Here is a 14,868-nt window from a genome sequence, read left to right on the forward strand (position 1 = left end):
GTCGATCTCATTGAGGTCCGCTATCGACGCGGAGAGCGGGCAACCAGCCCAAACAAAAATGGCCGCGGTTGCCCGCGGCCATTTGTCGTTTGACTGAGTGCAGCCGTTACTCCGCCGCCTGCTTGCGCGGCGGATCGAGCGCGCCGGAATCGTGGACCTCGGCGACCTGGTGATCGGAGAAGCCGAGCACCTCGCGCAGGATCTCGTCGGTGTGCTCGCCCAGCAGCGGCGAACGCGCGACCTCGCTCGGCGAATCCGACAGCTTGATGGGGTTGCCGACCGGGATGTACCTGCCGCGGGTCGGATGATCGACCTCGACCACGGTGCCGGTCGCGCGCAGCGGCAGCGGCCTGACTCCGGGCAGACTTTATGCCTCCGGCACTCCGGACAAGCGCATGCCTTCGTAGAGGCGTTCGCGTCCGGCAAGATAAACCGGATTGTCGCTCGGCACGTTGGCGCGCAACCTTTGGATGGTAAAGGTCGGATCGAGTGCAAGTCCGTCCTGCGCCGCCTGTCGTGCTTCGCCCAGCGAGCCCAGCAGGGCCAGAGCGGCGGCCAGATGGAAATGCGCCAGCGGATAATTGTAGTTGTCTTTCAGACCATGCCTGAGCCATTCAATCGCTTCGTCGTAGGCACTGAGCTGAATCCTGGAGAAGCCGACAAACGCCCTCCAATAGCCCGCGAAGCTATCGCGAGGAGACAGGCGAAGCGCTTCATTGACATGCGCTTCCGTCTCCAAACCGCGGCCCAGAAGATATTTGGCGTTGCCAATGAAGGCGTGCGCGTCGGCTGAATTTCGATCGATTGCCAGCGCCTGCTGCAAATGTGCGATGCCTTGGGTGGCGCGCTTCGTCGAGACTTGCAGGAGGCCCAGAACCTTGTGCGCAAAGGCGTGCTGCGGGACGATCTTGAGCGCGTTCACCAACTCCGCCTCGGCAGCCGCGAGGCGCGCTGCACGGTCGTCGCTCAAAAACGCGAGGCCGACCGTCGCGTCAATGTTAGCCATACCGACGAGTGCGTTGATGTTGCCGGGGTCGAGTGCCAGGGCGCGCTCGAGAAAGCTGCGCGACCGGGCCAGATTGTCGTTGGTAAGCCCCCTGTGCCAACAGGCTCTGCCTTGAAAATACAAGTCCATCGCATCCGGATGCTGGGCGCGTTCAGACCGTCGCGCCTCGGCTTCGACGAGCTCGATGTCCAGGGTATTGGCGAGTCTCGATACGATTTCGTCCTGCATATCGAACAGATCAGCCTCGGGTTTGTCGAACCGTTCCGCCCAGAGGTGATTGCCAGTTTCAGCATCGATCAGCTGAACGTTGACTCGAAGCCGGTTGCCGCTTCGTTGCATCGAGCCTTCAAGTACATAGCGAACGTTCAACTCCTGCCCGATCTGTTTCACGGGTACCGCCTTGTTCTTGAAGGTGAACGCGGTGTTGCGGGCAATGACGAGCGCTCCGTTGATACGCGACAGGTCCGTCGTCAGGCTCTCGGTTACGCCATCGACAAAATAGTCCTGCTCGGGATTGCCGCCGATATTCGCAAACGGCAGCACCACGATGGACAAATGAGGTGCGAATGGCCGGTTCTGCGTTGCCGCGCTGTCGCGCGCACCGGGGCGAAATCCATCCCGGGCCACGGCGTAGGCCCTTACTGGACGCGCAATATTCTTGAGGTTCTGCTCACCCAAATCGGTGAATTCGACGTCGATCTTGCCTCGAACCTGCTCGTAGGCGGAGGATGAGATGCAGATGCCGCCTGGTTCGGCAATGCTCTCAAGCCTTGCGGCGACGTTGACGCCGTCACCGAGAATGTCGTCGCCTTCGATCAGGATGTCGCCGAGATTGATCCCGATCCTGAGCAGCATACGCCGGTCCTGTGGGATACCGCCGTTCCGCTCTGCCATCGCGGCCTGTACGGTAATCGCGCACTCAACCGCATCGACCACGGAGGGAAACTCAAGCAACAGTCCGTCGCCCGTGGTCTTGACAATGCGGCCGCCATGTCTTGCCACGATCGCGTCCGTTACGGTGCGGTGTTCACGGAGGGTACGGGCCGTGCCGACTTCATCGAGGCCCATCAACCGCGAGTAGCCGACCACGTCGGCCGCCAATATCGCCGATAACCTGCGTCCGACCCGGCCTGGCTGCTCTTGCACCATTGATCTGCAAGTCCCTTCGCCGACCCTTTGTAGGATAATTGAACTGCGCTGCCAACACGCCCGATCGTGACGGCAGCCGGGCTTTCGTCCGCTTCCGGACCAACAGCGGAAAATGCGCTCAATCTCATTGGTGTCCGGTACCGAAGGAGAGCGGACGATCCGTCGGCACCGCGCCACCGCGTTTCCGTTCTCCAAACAAAAATGGCCGCGGTTGCCCGCGGCCATTTGTCGATTTGATTAAGTGCAGCCGTTACTCCGCCGCCTGCTTGCGCGGCGGATCGAGCGCGCCGGAATTGTGGATCTCGGCGACCTGGTGGTCGGAGAAGCCGAGCACCTCGCGCAGGATCTCGTCGGTGTGCTCGCCGAGCAGCGGCGAACGCGCGACCTCGCTCGGCGAATCCGACAGCTTGATCGGGTTGCCGACCGAGATGTACTTGCCGCGGGTCGGGTGATCGACCTCGACCACGGTGCCGGTCGCGCGCAGCGACTGGTCTTCTGCGATCTCCTTCATCGAGAGGATCGGGCCGCAGGGAATGTCATCCTTGTTGAGGATCTCCATCGCCTCGAATTTTGTCTTCGTCATCGTCCACTGTTCGATGCGACCGAAGATCTCGTTGAGGCGCGGCAGGCGAGCCGGCGGCTTGGCGTAGTTCGGATCGGTCTTCCAGGTCGGCTCGCCGATCACGTCGCAGATCTTCTCCCAGACCGGGGCCTGGGTGATGAAGTAGATGTAGGCGTTCGGGTCGGTCTCCCAGCCCTTGCACTTCAGGATGCGGCCGGGCTGGCCACCGCCGGAATCGTTGCCGGCGCGCGGCACCGCGTCGCCGAACGGAATGCCTTCGCCGAACTGGCTGTATTCCTTGAGCGGGCCGTGGGCGAGGCGCTGCTGGTCGCGCAGCTTGACGCGGGCGAGGTTGAGCACGCCGTCCTGCATCGCCGCGGTGACGCGCTGGCCCTGGCCGGAGTGGGTGCGCTGATAGAGCGCGGTGACGATGCCGAGCGCGAGATGCAGCCCGGTACCGCTGTCGCCGATCTGCGCGCCGGTGACCAGCGGCAGGCCGTCGCGGAAGCCGGTGGTCGAGGCGGCGCCGCCGGTGCACTGGGCGACGTTCTCGTAGACCTTGCAGTCCTCATACGGGCCGGGGCCGAAACCCTTGATCGAGGCGACGATCATCTTCGGGTTGATGGCGTGGATCTTCTCCCAGGGGAAGCCCATGCGATCGAGCACGCCGGGGCCGAAATTCTCGACCAGCACGTCGCACTGCTTGATCAGCGCGGTCAACACTTCCTTGCCCTTCGGGTTCTTGGTGTCGAGCGTGATCGAGCGCTTGTTGTGGTTCAGCATGGTGAAATACAGGCTGTCCACGTTCGGGATGTCCTGCAGCTGGCCGCGCGTGATGTCGCCGACGCCGGGACGCTCGACCTTGATCACGTCGGCGCCGAACCAGGCCAGCAACTGCGTGCAGGTCGGACCCGACTGGACGTGGGTGAAATCGAGAATGCGAACGCCCTTGAGCGCCTTGGTCATATCGTTTGCTCCGTGTACTCTGGTCTACCCCTGCACCCGCAGGGAAAATGGGTTGAAGGGGTGGCTTACTTCTTCTTCTGCAGCACGCTCTGAGGATTGAGGTTGCCGATGCGGCCGCTCTCCGAGCCCGCCGCCGGATCAATCACTGCGTTGATCAGCGTCGGCTTGCCGGAATCCAGCGCCGCATTGACGGCGCGCTTCAGCTCGTCGGGGGAGGTGGCGTTGACGCCGACGCCGCCGAACGCTTCCATCATCTTGTCGTAGCGCGAGCCCTTGACGAACACGGTGGTCGCCGGATCGTCGCCGGCAACGTTGACGTCGGTGCCGCGATAGATGCCGTCATTGTTGAAGATCACGACGCAGATCGGCAGCTTGTAGCGGCAGATGGTCTCGACCTCCATGCCCGAAAAACCAAAGGCGCTGTCGCCTTCGACCGCGAGCACGGGCAGGCCGGTCTCGACCGCAGCCGCGATCGAATAGCCCATGCCGATGCCCATCACGCCCCAGGTGCCGACGTCGAGCCGCTTGCGCGGCTTGTGCATGTCGACGACGCCGCGGGCGAGGTCGAGCGTGTTGGCGCCCTCGTTGACGAAGATGGTGTCCGGGCGTTCCGCGATGATGGCGCGCAGCGCGCCGAGCGCACCGTGATAATCCATCGGGGAGGCGTTGCTCATCAGCTTCGGCGCCATCTTGGCGACGTTGTCGTCACGCTTCTTCGCGACCGTGGCGAGCCAGTCGCTCGGCGCGGCCGACCAGTTCGCGCCCATCGCGTCGAGGAACGCGGATACGCAGGAGCCGATATCGCCGACCACGGGGGCGACGATCTCGACGTTGGAATCCATTTCCTTCGGCTCGATGTCGACCTGGATGAATTTCTTCGGGGCCTCGCCCCAGGTCTTGCCCTTGCCGTGCGAGAGCAGCCAGTTGAGCCGGGCGCCGATCAGCATCACGACGTCGGCGTCCTTCAGCACGGTCGAGCGCGCCGCACCTGCGCATTGCGGATGCAGGTCGGGCAGCAGGCCCTTGGCCATGCTCATCGGCAGGAACGGCACGCCGCTCTTCTCGACGAAGTTCTTGATCGCCTCGTCGGCCTGGGCATAGGCCGCGCCCTTGCCGAGGATGATCAGCGGACGCTTTGCGCTCTTGAGCACGTCGAGCGCGCGCTTGACGGATGACGGGGAGGGGATCTGCTCCGGCGCCGCGTCGATCACCTTGACCAGCGACTTCTGGCCGGCGTCGGCGTTCATCACCTGCGAGAACAGTTTTGCGGGCAGGTCGAGATAGACGCCGCCGGGGCGGCCCGACACCGCGGCGCGAATCGCGCGCGCGAGCCCAATGCCGATGTCCTGGGCGTGCAGCACGCGGAACGCCGCCTTGCACAGCGGCTTGGCGATCGCGAGCTGGTCCATCTCCTCATAGTCGCCCTGCTGCAGGTCGACGATCTCGCGCTCGGACGAGCCGGAGACCAGGATCATCGGGAAGCAGTTGGTGGTGGCGTGGGCCAGCGCCGTGAGGCCGTTGAGGAAGCCGGGCGCCGAGACCGTGAGGCAGACGCCGGGACGCTTGGTCAGGAAGCCGGCGATCGATGCCGCATAGCCGGCGTTCTGCTCGTGGCGGAACGAGAGCACGCGAATGCCCGCCGCCTGGGCCATGCGGCCCAGGTCCGTGATCGGGATACCCGGCACACCATAGACGGTGTCGATGCCGTTGAGCTTGAGCGCGTCGATGACGAGATGGAAGCCATCGGTCAGCTCTTGCTCGGTGCCCGGTGCCTCGGACTTCGTAGCGGTATTCAGCATCGGCATCGTCTCCCTGGTCGTTCTTGTTCGGACGATCTGAATGTCGTCTGAAGCGTGTGTGAACTCTAAGTCTTAGGTGAACAGTTCCTGGCCGTGCGCCTCGACGTAAGCCGCCAAGCCAAGCGTGTGATCGCGGGCGCGCTTTTCCGCGAGTTCGGTGTCGCGCGCCTCAAGTGCCTCGATGATCCCGAGATGCTCGGGCAGCGAGGTCGCGGTGCGGTCCTTGCGGCCGATCGTGAGCTGGCGATAGCCGCGCACATGCAGCAGCAGGTCATTGGTAAGGTCGACCAGCACAGGTGATTCCGACAGCGAGATCAGCGCCTGGTGGAAGGCGATGTTGGCCTTGGAATATTCCTCGACGTGATCCTGCGGCAGGCGATCGTCGCTGAAGTCCTTGAAGAAGTCGCGCAGCGACGAGATGTCCTTCTTGCGCGCGGTGGTCGTGATCAGGCGCGCCGCCATGCTCTCCAGCGCCGCCCAGGCGCGGATCATGTCGACGATCTCCGCCTTGGTGCGGCGGACCACCACGATGCCGCGGCGCGGCACGGTCTTCACGAAGCCGTCCTGCTCGAGCATCGCGATCGCTTCGCGGATCGGCGTGCGACTGACGCCGAGACGCTCGGACAATGCGCGTTCGTCGAGCATCACCGGCTCCGGCGTCGCGTAGATGTCCATCTTCAGGATCGCTTCCTTCAAGGCCTCATAGGCCTTGTTCTTGAAGCTCGTCTCCGGCGCGATCCGGACGATGGCGATATCTGTGTCAGCCATGTTGGGTGACGCCTTGGTCTGTTTCGGTTCTGGCACGACTCGTCTCCTCCTCTTGGAGACGTCTTCTTAGCAGAAGAAATACCCTAGATTTTTGGCATGCCAAATACCAGGATGTCAAGCTGCCTATATTTTTCGATATTTTTCGACATCAAGCGACCTTGACAATTACGTTTTTGGCATACCAAATGCCACGAAATCTGTCCCAGGAGGAAGCCAATGTCAAATTCTAAGGATGCGGTCCGCAAAATTCTCGATGCGGTCAAGGCCGACAAGCGCACGAGTCTCACCGCGCCCGAAGGCAAGGTGGTGTGCGATGCCTACGGCATTCCGGTGCCGAAGGAAGGCGTTGCCAAGTCGGCGGCCGAGGCCGCCCGGATCGCTTCCGACATGGGTTTCCCGGTCGTGATGAAGATCGTCTCGCCCGACATCCTCCACAAGACCGAGGCGGGCGGCGTGGTGGTCGGCGTCAAGAGCGCCGCGGACGCCGAGAAGAGCTACGAGACCATTCTCGCTAACGCCAAGAAATATAAGGCCGATGCCAAGATCGACGGCATCCAGGTCCAGCAGATGCTCGGCGGCGGCACCGAGGTGATCGTCGGCTCGATCACCGACGGCTCGTTCGGCAAGCTGGTCGCCTTCGGCCTCGGCGGCGTGCTGGTCGAAATCCTCAAGGACATCACCTTCCGCCTCGCGCCCGCAACCAAGGACGATGCGCTGTCGATGCTCGACGGCATCCAGGCCCATGAGATGCTGAAGGGCGTACGCGGCGGCGAGCCGGTCAATCGCGAGGCGCTGGCCGACGTCATCGTCAAGGTGTCGCAGCTGGTCAGCGATTTCCCCGAAATCGTCGAGCTCGACCTCAATCCGGTGTTCGCCACCAGCAAGAACGCGATAGCGGCCGACGTCCGCATCGTCGTCGACTTCGACTACAAGCCGCGCCCGGCGCCGCGTCCGACCGAGGAGATCGTCGCGGCGATGAGCCGCATCATGCAGCCGAAGGGCGTGGCCGTGATCGGCGCCTCCGCCGAGGACGGCAAGATCGGCAACTCCGTGATGAAGAACCTCATCAACGGCGGCTACAAGGGCGAGATCTATCCGATCCACCCCAAGGCCGAGGAAATCCTCGGCTACAAGGCCTACAAGAGCGTCAAGGACGTCCCCGGCGTGATCGACACGGCGGTGTTCGCGATCCCCGCGAAATTCGTGGCCGGCGCGCTCGCGGAATGCGGCGAGAAGAAAATCCCCGGTGCGGTGCTGATTCCGTCGGGCTTTGCCGAGGCCGGCGCGCCCGAGCTGCAGGCCGAGATCGTCGAGGTCGGCAAGAAGTACAATATCCGCCTGATGGGGCCGAACATCTACGGCTTCTATTATACTCCGGCCAATCTGTGCGCGACGTTCTGCACCGCCTATGACGTCAAGGGCCACGCCGCGCTGTCGTCGCAGTCGGGCGGCATCGGCATGGCGATCATCGGCTTCTCGCGCTCGGCCAAGATGGGCGTGTCGGCGATCGTCGGCCTCGGCAACAAGTCCGATATCGACGAGGACGATCTGCTCGCCTTCTTCGAGCAGGATCCCAACACCAACCTGATCGCGCAGCACTGCGAGGACCTGAAGGACGGCCGCGCCTTTGCGGAGGCCGCCAAGCGCGTCTCCAAGAAGAAGCCGGTGGTCGTGCTCAAGGCCGGCCGCACCTCGGCTGGCGCCAAGGCTGCCTCGTCACACACCGGCGCGCTCGCCGGTAACGACAAGATCTACGAGGACGTGTTCAAACAGTCCGGCGTGATCCGGGCCCGCAGCCTGCGGCAGCTGCTGGAATTCGCCCGCGGCGTGCCGGTGCTGCCGACGCCGAAGGGCGAGAACGTGCTGATCATCACCGGTGCCGGTGGCTCCGGCGTGCTACTCTCCGACTCCGTGGTCGACAACGGCCTGTCGCTGATGCAGATGCCGCCGGATCTCGATGCGGCGTTCCGCAAGTTCATCCCGCCGTTCGGCGCGGCCGGAAATCCTGTGGATATCACCGGCGGCGAGCCGCCGATCACCTATGTCAACACGGTGAAGCTCGGCCTGTCGGATGAGCGCATCCACGCGCTGATCCTCGGCTACTGGCACACCATCGTCACCCCGCCGATGGTGTTCGCGCGCAACATGGTCGAGGTGAAGAAGGAGATGGAGGCCAAGGGCTTCGTGAAGCCGATGGTCGCCTCGCTCGCCGGCGACGTCGAGGTCGAGGAAGCTGCCGAATATCTCTACCAGAACGGCATTCCGGCCTACGCCTATTCGACCGAGCTGCCGGTCGAGGTGCTGGGCGCCAAGTACAAGTGGGCGCGCGGCGCGGGCCTGCTCTGATCGTCTGATCCATCGAAGACCACAGGCCGCCTCGGACATCGTCCGGGGCGGCCTTTTTATTAGGTTAGCCCCGTCCGAGCCCAGCCGCTGAGGTGAGCGGGAAAGGGCGGCATCAGCCTGATCGTTCGAAACCAGCCCAGGCTTTCCTGCTCCGTCTTGCGCGGGTTCCGCGCTTGCCTTTCGCATCTGATGTGCTACTGATATGTCAGATGAGGCACGATGGGAGGACCACGATGGAATTGGCTGCAACAGGGATGACCGACCGCCAGCGCAAATATCGCGCGACCTACCGCGAGCGCGTGGTGGGCTGGTACAATGGCTGGCTGCACGTCGTGCTGATCTACACGATCGGCTTCACCGCGCTGTACGTCTACCTGGCCAATGTGCATGACGTGAAGTGGTGGGAATACCTCACCATTCCGGCGGTCTTCCTGATTGCAAACTTCTTCGAATGGGCGGTGCATCGCTTCGTCATGCACAGGCCGTCGAACGTGCCGCTGCTGCGCGCGATCTACAGCCGCCACACGCTGATGCACCATCAGTTCTTCACCGAGGAGGAGATGCGCTTCGCCGATCATCACGACTGGCGCGTCACCTTCTTCCCGCCCTATGCGCTGGTGGTGTTTACCCTGATGTCGATCCCGCCGGCGATCGTCGCCGGTCTCGTGATCTCGGCGAATATCGGTTGGCTGCTGATCACCACGACCACGTCGATGTACCTGATCTACGAATTCATGCACTTCTGCTGCCACGTCGAGGATAATGCCTTCGTGCGCAACATGCCTTTCGTCAACACCATCCGCCGGCATCATACCGCCCATCACAACCAGTCGATCATGATGGAGCGGAATATGAATCTGACCTTCCCGGTGATGGACTGCTTGTTGGGCACCTCCGATCTCAATCGCGGCCTGCTCGGCCACATCTTCAACGGCTACAGCACGCGCTACGTGAAGACCGACATGCGACGGACGGCGAGGACGCCGCGGGTCGCGGTGAAGGAGCAATCGGTGCCGCATGCCGCAGCTTGAACCCAATCTCGCAGGCCTCGCCTGGTTCGGCCTGCTGTGGAGCGTGTGCTGTATCGGCTTCCTACAGCTGGCCGGGATGTATCCGCTGCGCGGACGCGCCGTTCTGCCGGTGACGGTGACGACGATCTTGTGGTTGATGTTGCTCGCCGGCACGCTGGCATTCGCCCTGCTCGAGCTGCGCTGGACAACGGTCGTTGTCGTAGGCGGCGTGCTGTTCCTGTTCCTGCCTGCACTGTTTCAGGTGCTGCCGGAATGGTGGCGTGACGGACGGGCGGGATTGCGCCTGTCATGTTGCGCCATGATTGCGGCGCTTGCGCTACTCGTCGGCGTGGCTGCACCGTCTTTTCACACTGGATGACCTGAAGGGAGGTCTCGATGCCAAGCCACATCAAGCTCATGCTGTCGCTGGCGTGCCTCGCCACGGCGGCCTGCGGGTACTTTTTCATGGTCTATCTGGGACAGCCGGGACCGAGCTACGCGGTCGCCTTCCTTGGCGTATTCGCCACGGTCGCGATGTGGATCTTCCCCGAGGTCGTCAAGAAGGACCTCAAGATGCGCCCGCCGGGATCTTGATATGATGCGGCAGCACAGGGAGGATCAGATGGCGAGCTACACGGGCGACCGCACCATCGACGGAATTTCCGTTCTCGTCGACGGTGCGCCGCTGTCTGCGCATTACGACCAGCTTCGGCTCACCGAACACGGTTTTGAATGGAGCTATGAGGGGCCGGAGCCGGCACAACTGGCCTTCGCGCTGCTCTATGATCATCTGCACGACGCCACTGCGGCGAAGGCGTTGCACGAAGTGTTCATGAGGCGCGTCGTCGCCAATTTCGACAATGAATGGGAACTTTCCTCCGCCGATCTCGACGAGGCGGTCGCGGCGCTGCGGTCCGGGCAGACGGCCTAACCCCACGCTGATTTTTCCGACAGAGAGCCCTTCGAGATGACCCTGACCTGTCGCGCGGCGGTGCTGCATCAAAGCGGAACGCCACTTTCCGTCGAGCGCGTTTCGCTTGCGCCACCCGCGCCGACCGACGTGGTGGTGAAGGTGCGTGCCGCGGGGCTCTGCCACACCGATCTGGAGGTGATCGACGGATCGCTGCGCTATCCCTTGCCGATGATCCTCGGGCACGAGGCGGCCGGCGTGGTCGAGGAGGTCGGCAGCGCGGTGCGTGACGTGCGAGCCGGCGATCACGTGATCCTGTCCTGGAATCCGCATTGCGGGCACTGCTTTCACTGCGACCGTGGGCAGCCGATCCTGTGCGAGACCTATCTCGCCAGGGGCGCGGAAGGCGTGCATTTCGACGGCGCGTCGAAGGCGCAGCTCGCGGGCGGCAGCGGCCTGGCGCATCTGATGTTCCTCGGCGCGTTCTCGGAATATGTCGTGCTGCCGGCGCAGCAGGCGATCGTCGTGCCGAAGGACATCCCGTTCGATCGCGCGTGCCTGATCGGCTGCGGCGTCATGACCGGCGTTGGCGCCGCGCTGAACGTCGCCGACATCGGCCATGGCGATACCGTGATGGTCACCGGCTGCGGCGCGGTCGGGCTGGCAGCGATGCAGGGCGCCCGGCTCGCCGGCGCCGGCGCGATCATCGCGGTCGACCTCGATGATGCAAAGCTTGCGCTGGCGCGAACGCTCGGCGCGACACAGGTCGTCAACGCGGCGCGCCAGGACCCGGTCCAGTTCGCAAAGGAGGCGACGCGCGGGCGGGGCGCTGACGTCATCCTCGAGGCGGCGGGCCATCCGCTGGCGTTTCGGCACACCGCGGAGGCGGTGCGGCCGGGGGGTGAGGTGATCCGGCTCGGCAAGATCGACGTCACGCAAGACGTGAGTTTCCGCTGGGGGGCGTTGATGGGCGAGAAGCGATTTCGCCGCTCGAGCTACGGCGGGGCGCGGCCACGGCGCGACTTCCCTTTGCTGGCGCAGGCCTATCTCGACGGCCGGCTCAAGCTCGACGAACTGATCACCGGCCGCTGCACCCTCGACGGCATCAATGATGGCTTCGAGGCGTTGCGGCGCGGCCGCTCGATCCGCACGGTCGTCGAGTTCTAGAGCATGATCCGGAAAAGTGGTCCGGTTTTCCGAAGAGATCATGCTCAAACAAAGAGATGAGATCATGATGCGATTTCATGTAATCGCATCATGATCTAAAGCTCTCACAGCGTCGAACGTGCAAAACTTTCGATGTAGTCGATCAGGCTGTCGGACGCCGCGCCAGCGGCGTCGACGCGGCGCTCGGCGACGGCTTCGGCGACGTCGGCATGCAGCCGCGCCGCGAGCGGCAGATCGGCCGCTTCCTTGTAATGCTGGTACCAGAATCGGCGCGACAGGCCGTGCATCAGGCCCATGGCGCGGGAGGCGAACTCGTTGCGCGATGCCGCTGAGATCAGTGTGTTGAACTGGTGATCCAGCCGCATGAACAGCAGATCGTCGGATTTTTCCGCCGCGCGCCGCATGCCGGCGGCGATCTCGGTAAACTGGGCGCGCTGCTCGCTGGTGGCGCGCTCGGCGGCGCCGCGCGCCATCAGCCGTTCCAGCTCGCGCCGGACCTCGAACAGGCGGAGCTGGGCCCGCAGGTCGATCTCGGACACCAGCACGCCGCGACGGGCCAGGATGTTGACGAGGCCGTCGCGCGACAGCCGCTGCAACGCCTCGCGAATCGGCGTACGGCCGATGTCGAGCCGCTTGGCGAGCACGAGCTCGGAGAGCGCGGTGCCGGGCGGCAGTTGCAGGGTCACGATCAGCTCTTCCAACTCGGCATAGGCGCGATCGGTGAGGGTGACGTCGCCTTGCGGGAGTGGGGCCTGCGCGGCAGCGCGCGGCTTATCGGCGGCGGCGGACGATCGCCGCGCCGGCCGGCGGCTTCCTGCTGCGCGCGCGCGCACCGTGCTGGATCGCTTGTTCGAATCGGCCATCGGGGTCACGCGTGCTGCTGTACAGCAGATATCTCACACGCCCCGATGGCACTGACAAGGCCAGTCGATCAGCGCTACGCCGAATCCGGCCGCATGCGGCGAACAGCAGCGCATCATCAGTGCGAAATGCTCTCCAGCGTCCGGCCGCGGGTTTCCTCGCCGAGCAACAGCACCGCCAGCGCCGCCACCACGAACGCGCCGGCGCCCAGTGCGAACACGCCGCTCTGTCCCGCCGCAGGCAGGATCACGCCGATCACATAAGGGCCGATCAGTGAGCCGATTCGGCCGACCGCGGAGGCAAAACCGGTTCCGGTGGCACGGACATGGGTGGGGTACAGTTCAGGCGTATAGGCGTAGAGCGCCGACCACATGCCGAACAGGAAGAACTGCATGCAGAGACCGGCAATGATGAGCTGGGTCTGGTCCGCCGCCGAGCCGTAGAAGTGGCAGGCGATCGCGCCGCAGAGCAGGTTCATCACCAGCGTCGCCTTTCGGCCCCAGGATTCGACGAGCCACGCCGAGACCAGGAAGCCGGGGATGCCCGTGAGCGAAATCAGGATCGTGTAGAACACCGATTTGGTGATCGGGAATCCCTTGGCCTGCAGCAACGCGCCGAGCCACGTGGTCAGACCGTAGAAGCCGAGCAGCGCGAAGAACCACAAGGTCCACAACATCGTGGTCCGCTTGGCGTAGATGCCTGAAAACAGCGTCCTCAGGCCCGTCACTTCGGACGCGGGAGCGGCGGCCTGGCGCACGACCGGCGGCAGTTCCTTGCTGCCGAGACGATCGCGGACCCTGCTTTCGATGTCGCGCACGGTCGCTTCGGCCCGCTCGGAATAGCCGTGGGACGCGAGCCAGCGCGGCGATTCCGGAACGTAGCGTCGCACCACAAGCACGAAGACGGCCGGGATCGCCTGCAAGATGAAGACCCACCGCCAGTCGGCGGCCTGCAGCACGAAGTAGGTCAACAGGCCCGACGCGATGAAGCCGAGCGGCCAAAACCCTTCGAGGAAAGCGATGTAGCGGCCGCGGTTCCTGGCCGGCATGATCTCCGAGACCATCGACTGCGCGACCGGAAACTCCATGCCCATTCCGAAGCCGAGCAGCAGGCGGGATGCGCCGAGCGCGGTCGCCGTCGTCGAGAGACCGCAGCACAGGCTGCCCAATCCCCAGAAGATCATGCTGACCTGGAAGACGCGGGCGCGGCCGAAACGGTCGGCAAGCAGGCCGGCGGAGGCAGCGCCTACGAACATGCCGAGGAAGCTCATGCTGGACAGCAGCCCGGCTTCCGCCGTCGAGAGGCCGAAGGTTTGGCGGATCGAGCCGAGCACGAAGGTCAGCGCGGCCAGGTCCATGCTGTCGAAGAACCATGCGGTTGCGATGATTCCGAAGATCCAGCGCTGATAGGAGGTCAGCGGCAGGCGCTCGAGCCGTGCCGCGATGTCGGCGACCTGCTGGGCTTGCGCGGTGCGCGCGACGGCGGCCGGAGCCCGGCTTCCGGCCGATGCGGTGACGTCGGAAATTGTCATGGCTGTCCTCCCCAGGTGGACGTTGCCGGGCTCTTGTCGGCCCGTCCATGAAATGTCACACGGATGGCAGTGATATGTCAATTGGTGATCAGTGCGGAATCGGCGGTACGAACCCGGCTGCGGCGCCGGATGCGGCCGCGGATAAATCGGCGCACGGCGCGGGCCTGCTGTGATCTGGTCGACGATCCATGCCGCTTCGGGCATCCTCCGGAGCGGCATCGCCACCCGGTTAACGGCATCCGAGAAATCGGGGGTTAACGGATAATCGGGCTTTAACGGGGGGCGGACTAAACGTCTCGTGATTGCACGCGCTGGAACCCGGCAGGTATCCGATGGCGCGTCCGGAGGAGGCGTTTTCCCTACCATGTCAATTCAGCTCGATTCGGATTTTGAAAGCGACGATCGCGCGAGGGCGCAGATCGACGCGGCGGTCAGCTATCTGCTCAGGGACGCGACCGGCGTGGCGCGCGACCATGCTGTCGAGGCCATCGTCGAACTGGTCCGCGATATCGCAAGCCGGCCGCCCGGTCTCGACATGGCATCGCGGCAGCCGCTCATGAGCGGCGTCGCCTACAAGGATTATGTGATCGATGCCTACCGTCGCGATGTCGATCGCTGGCGCGCCACCATCCGCCGGTCGAACGGCAAGAAGATCCGGATCGCCTTTCCGCCCTCGGTGCGCGACGACGCAACGACGACGGCGGATGCGATCACCGCCGAGAAGGCCATCGAATTCGCCAGGCGGGCGATCGACATGGGCGAAGTGATCTGATCCGCACCGCCTGATGGCTGC

13 protein-coding genes and 1 pseudogene are annotated in these 14,868 nt (G+C 64.1%); 7 read left to right on the plus strand and 7 right to left on the minus strand.

Annotated features, from left to right (window positions below):
* Window positions 1-106 precede the first annotated feature (106 nt).
* From G6P99_RS17200 to G6P99_RS17220, 5 genes and pseudogenes are all read right to left on the minus strand, one after another.
* Window positions 107-340, minus strand: a pseudogene (locus G6P99_RS17200) (formyl-CoA transferase); the annotation flags it as partial.
* A 27-nt stretch (window positions 341-367) separates the two neighbouring features.
* Window positions 368-2,155: an adenylate/guanylate cyclase domain-containing protein gene (locus G6P99_RS17205; protein ID WP_029082327.1), complete on the minus strand. Its 1,788-nt coding sequence runs from the start codon at window positions 2,153-2,155 to the stop codon at window positions 368-370.
* 250 nt (window positions 2,156-2,405) lie between these two features.
* Window positions 2,406-3,683 carry a formyl-CoA transferase gene (gene frc / locus G6P99_RS17210; protein WP_029082326.1) on the minus strand — a complete coding sequence of 426 codons (1,278 nt, stop codon included), beginning with the start codon at window positions 3,681-3,683 and terminating at the stop codon, window positions 2,406-2,408.
* A gap of 65 nt (window positions 3,684-3,748) precedes the next feature.
* Window positions 3,749-5,482, minus strand: coding sequence for an oxalyl-CoA decarboxylase (gene oxc, locus G6P99_RS17215; RefSeq protein WP_029082325.1), 1,734 nt, complete (start codon window positions 5,480-5,482; stop codon window positions 3,749-3,751).
* A 72-nt stretch (window positions 5,483-5,554) separates the two neighbouring features.
* Complete coding sequence (locus G6P99_RS17220) at window positions 5,555-6,250, minus strand: GntR family transcriptional regulator (RefSeq protein WP_051346457.1); 696 nt, start codon at window positions 6,248-6,250, stop codon at window positions 5,555-5,557.
* A 216-nt stretch (window positions 6,251-6,466) separates the two neighbouring features.
* Between G6P99_RS17220 and G6P99_RS17225 the strand changes: the two genes are divergently transcribed.
* The 6 genes from G6P99_RS17225 (at window position 6,467) to G6P99_RS17250 (ending at window position 11,683) form a co-directional block, all read left to right on the plus strand.
* Window positions 6,467-8,596 (plus strand): acetate--CoA ligase family protein, encoded by a 2,130-nt coding sequence (locus G6P99_RS17225; RefSeq protein ID WP_165128779.1) that lies wholly within the window; start codon window positions 6,467-6,469, stop codon window positions 8,594-8,596.
* 233 nt (window positions 8,597-8,829) lie between these two features.
* A complete protein-coding gene (locus G6P99_RS17230) occupies window positions 8,830-9,627 on the plus strand; it encodes a hypothetical protein (RefSeq protein WP_029082322.1) in 798 nt (265 codons plus the stop codon).
* Complete coding sequence (locus tag G6P99_RS17235; RefSeq protein WP_029082321.1) at window positions 9,614-9,985, plus strand: hypothetical protein; 372 nt, start codon at window positions 9,614-9,616, stop codon at window positions 9,983-9,985. The genes G6P99_RS17230 and G6P99_RS17235 overlap by 14 nt, the downstream gene beginning before the upstream one ends.
* A 17-nt stretch (window positions 9,986-10,002) precedes the next feature.
* Window positions 10,003-10,200, plus strand: a complete 198-nt coding sequence (locus tag G6P99_RS17240; protein ID WP_029082320.1) for a hypothetical protein — start codon at window positions 10,003-10,005, stop codon at window positions 10,198-10,200.
* Window positions 10,201-10,228: 28 nt separating this feature from the next.
* The gene (locus G6P99_RS17245; protein ID WP_029082319.1) at window positions 10,229-10,537 is read left to right on the plus strand and encodes a DUF6166 domain-containing protein; all 309 of its coding nucleotides are present in this window, start codon (window positions 10,229-10,231) and stop codon (window positions 10,535-10,537) included.
* A gap of 36 nt (window positions 10,538-10,573) precedes the next feature.
* Complete coding sequence (locus tag G6P99_RS17250) at window positions 10,574-11,683, plus strand: Zn-dependent alcohol dehydrogenase (RefSeq protein WP_165128781.1); 1,110 nt, start codon at window positions 10,574-10,576, stop codon at window positions 11,681-11,683.
* A gap of 104 nt (window positions 11,684-11,787) precedes the next feature.
* On the opposite strand, the gene G6P99_RS17255 is transcribed toward G6P99_RS17250, so the two are convergent.
* Entirely contained in the window at window positions 11,788-12,546 is a 759-nt protein-coding gene (locus tag G6P99_RS17255) for a GntR family transcriptional regulator (RefSeq protein WP_165128783.1), read from the minus strand.
* Between the two features lie 116 nt (window positions 12,547-12,662).
* Entirely contained in the window at window positions 12,663-14,075 is a 1,413-nt protein-coding gene (locus G6P99_RS17260) for an MFS transporter (protein WP_165128785.1), read from the minus strand.
* Between the two features lie 364 nt (window positions 14,076-14,439).
* On the opposite strand from G6P99_RS17260, the gene G6P99_RS17265 reads away from it, so the two are divergent.
* Window positions 14,440-14,847: a hypothetical protein gene (locus G6P99_RS17265; RefSeq protein ID WP_029082315.1), complete on the plus strand. Its 408-nt coding sequence runs from the start codon at window positions 14,440-14,442 to the stop codon at window positions 14,845-14,847.
* Window positions 14,848-14,868: the final 21 nt, after the last annotated feature.

Source organism: Bradyrhizobium sp. 6(2017), assembly GCF_011058295.2.
GTDB lineage: Bacteria > Pseudomonadota > Alphaproteobacteria > Rhizobiales > Xanthobacteraceae > Bradyrhizobium > Bradyrhizobium septentrionale.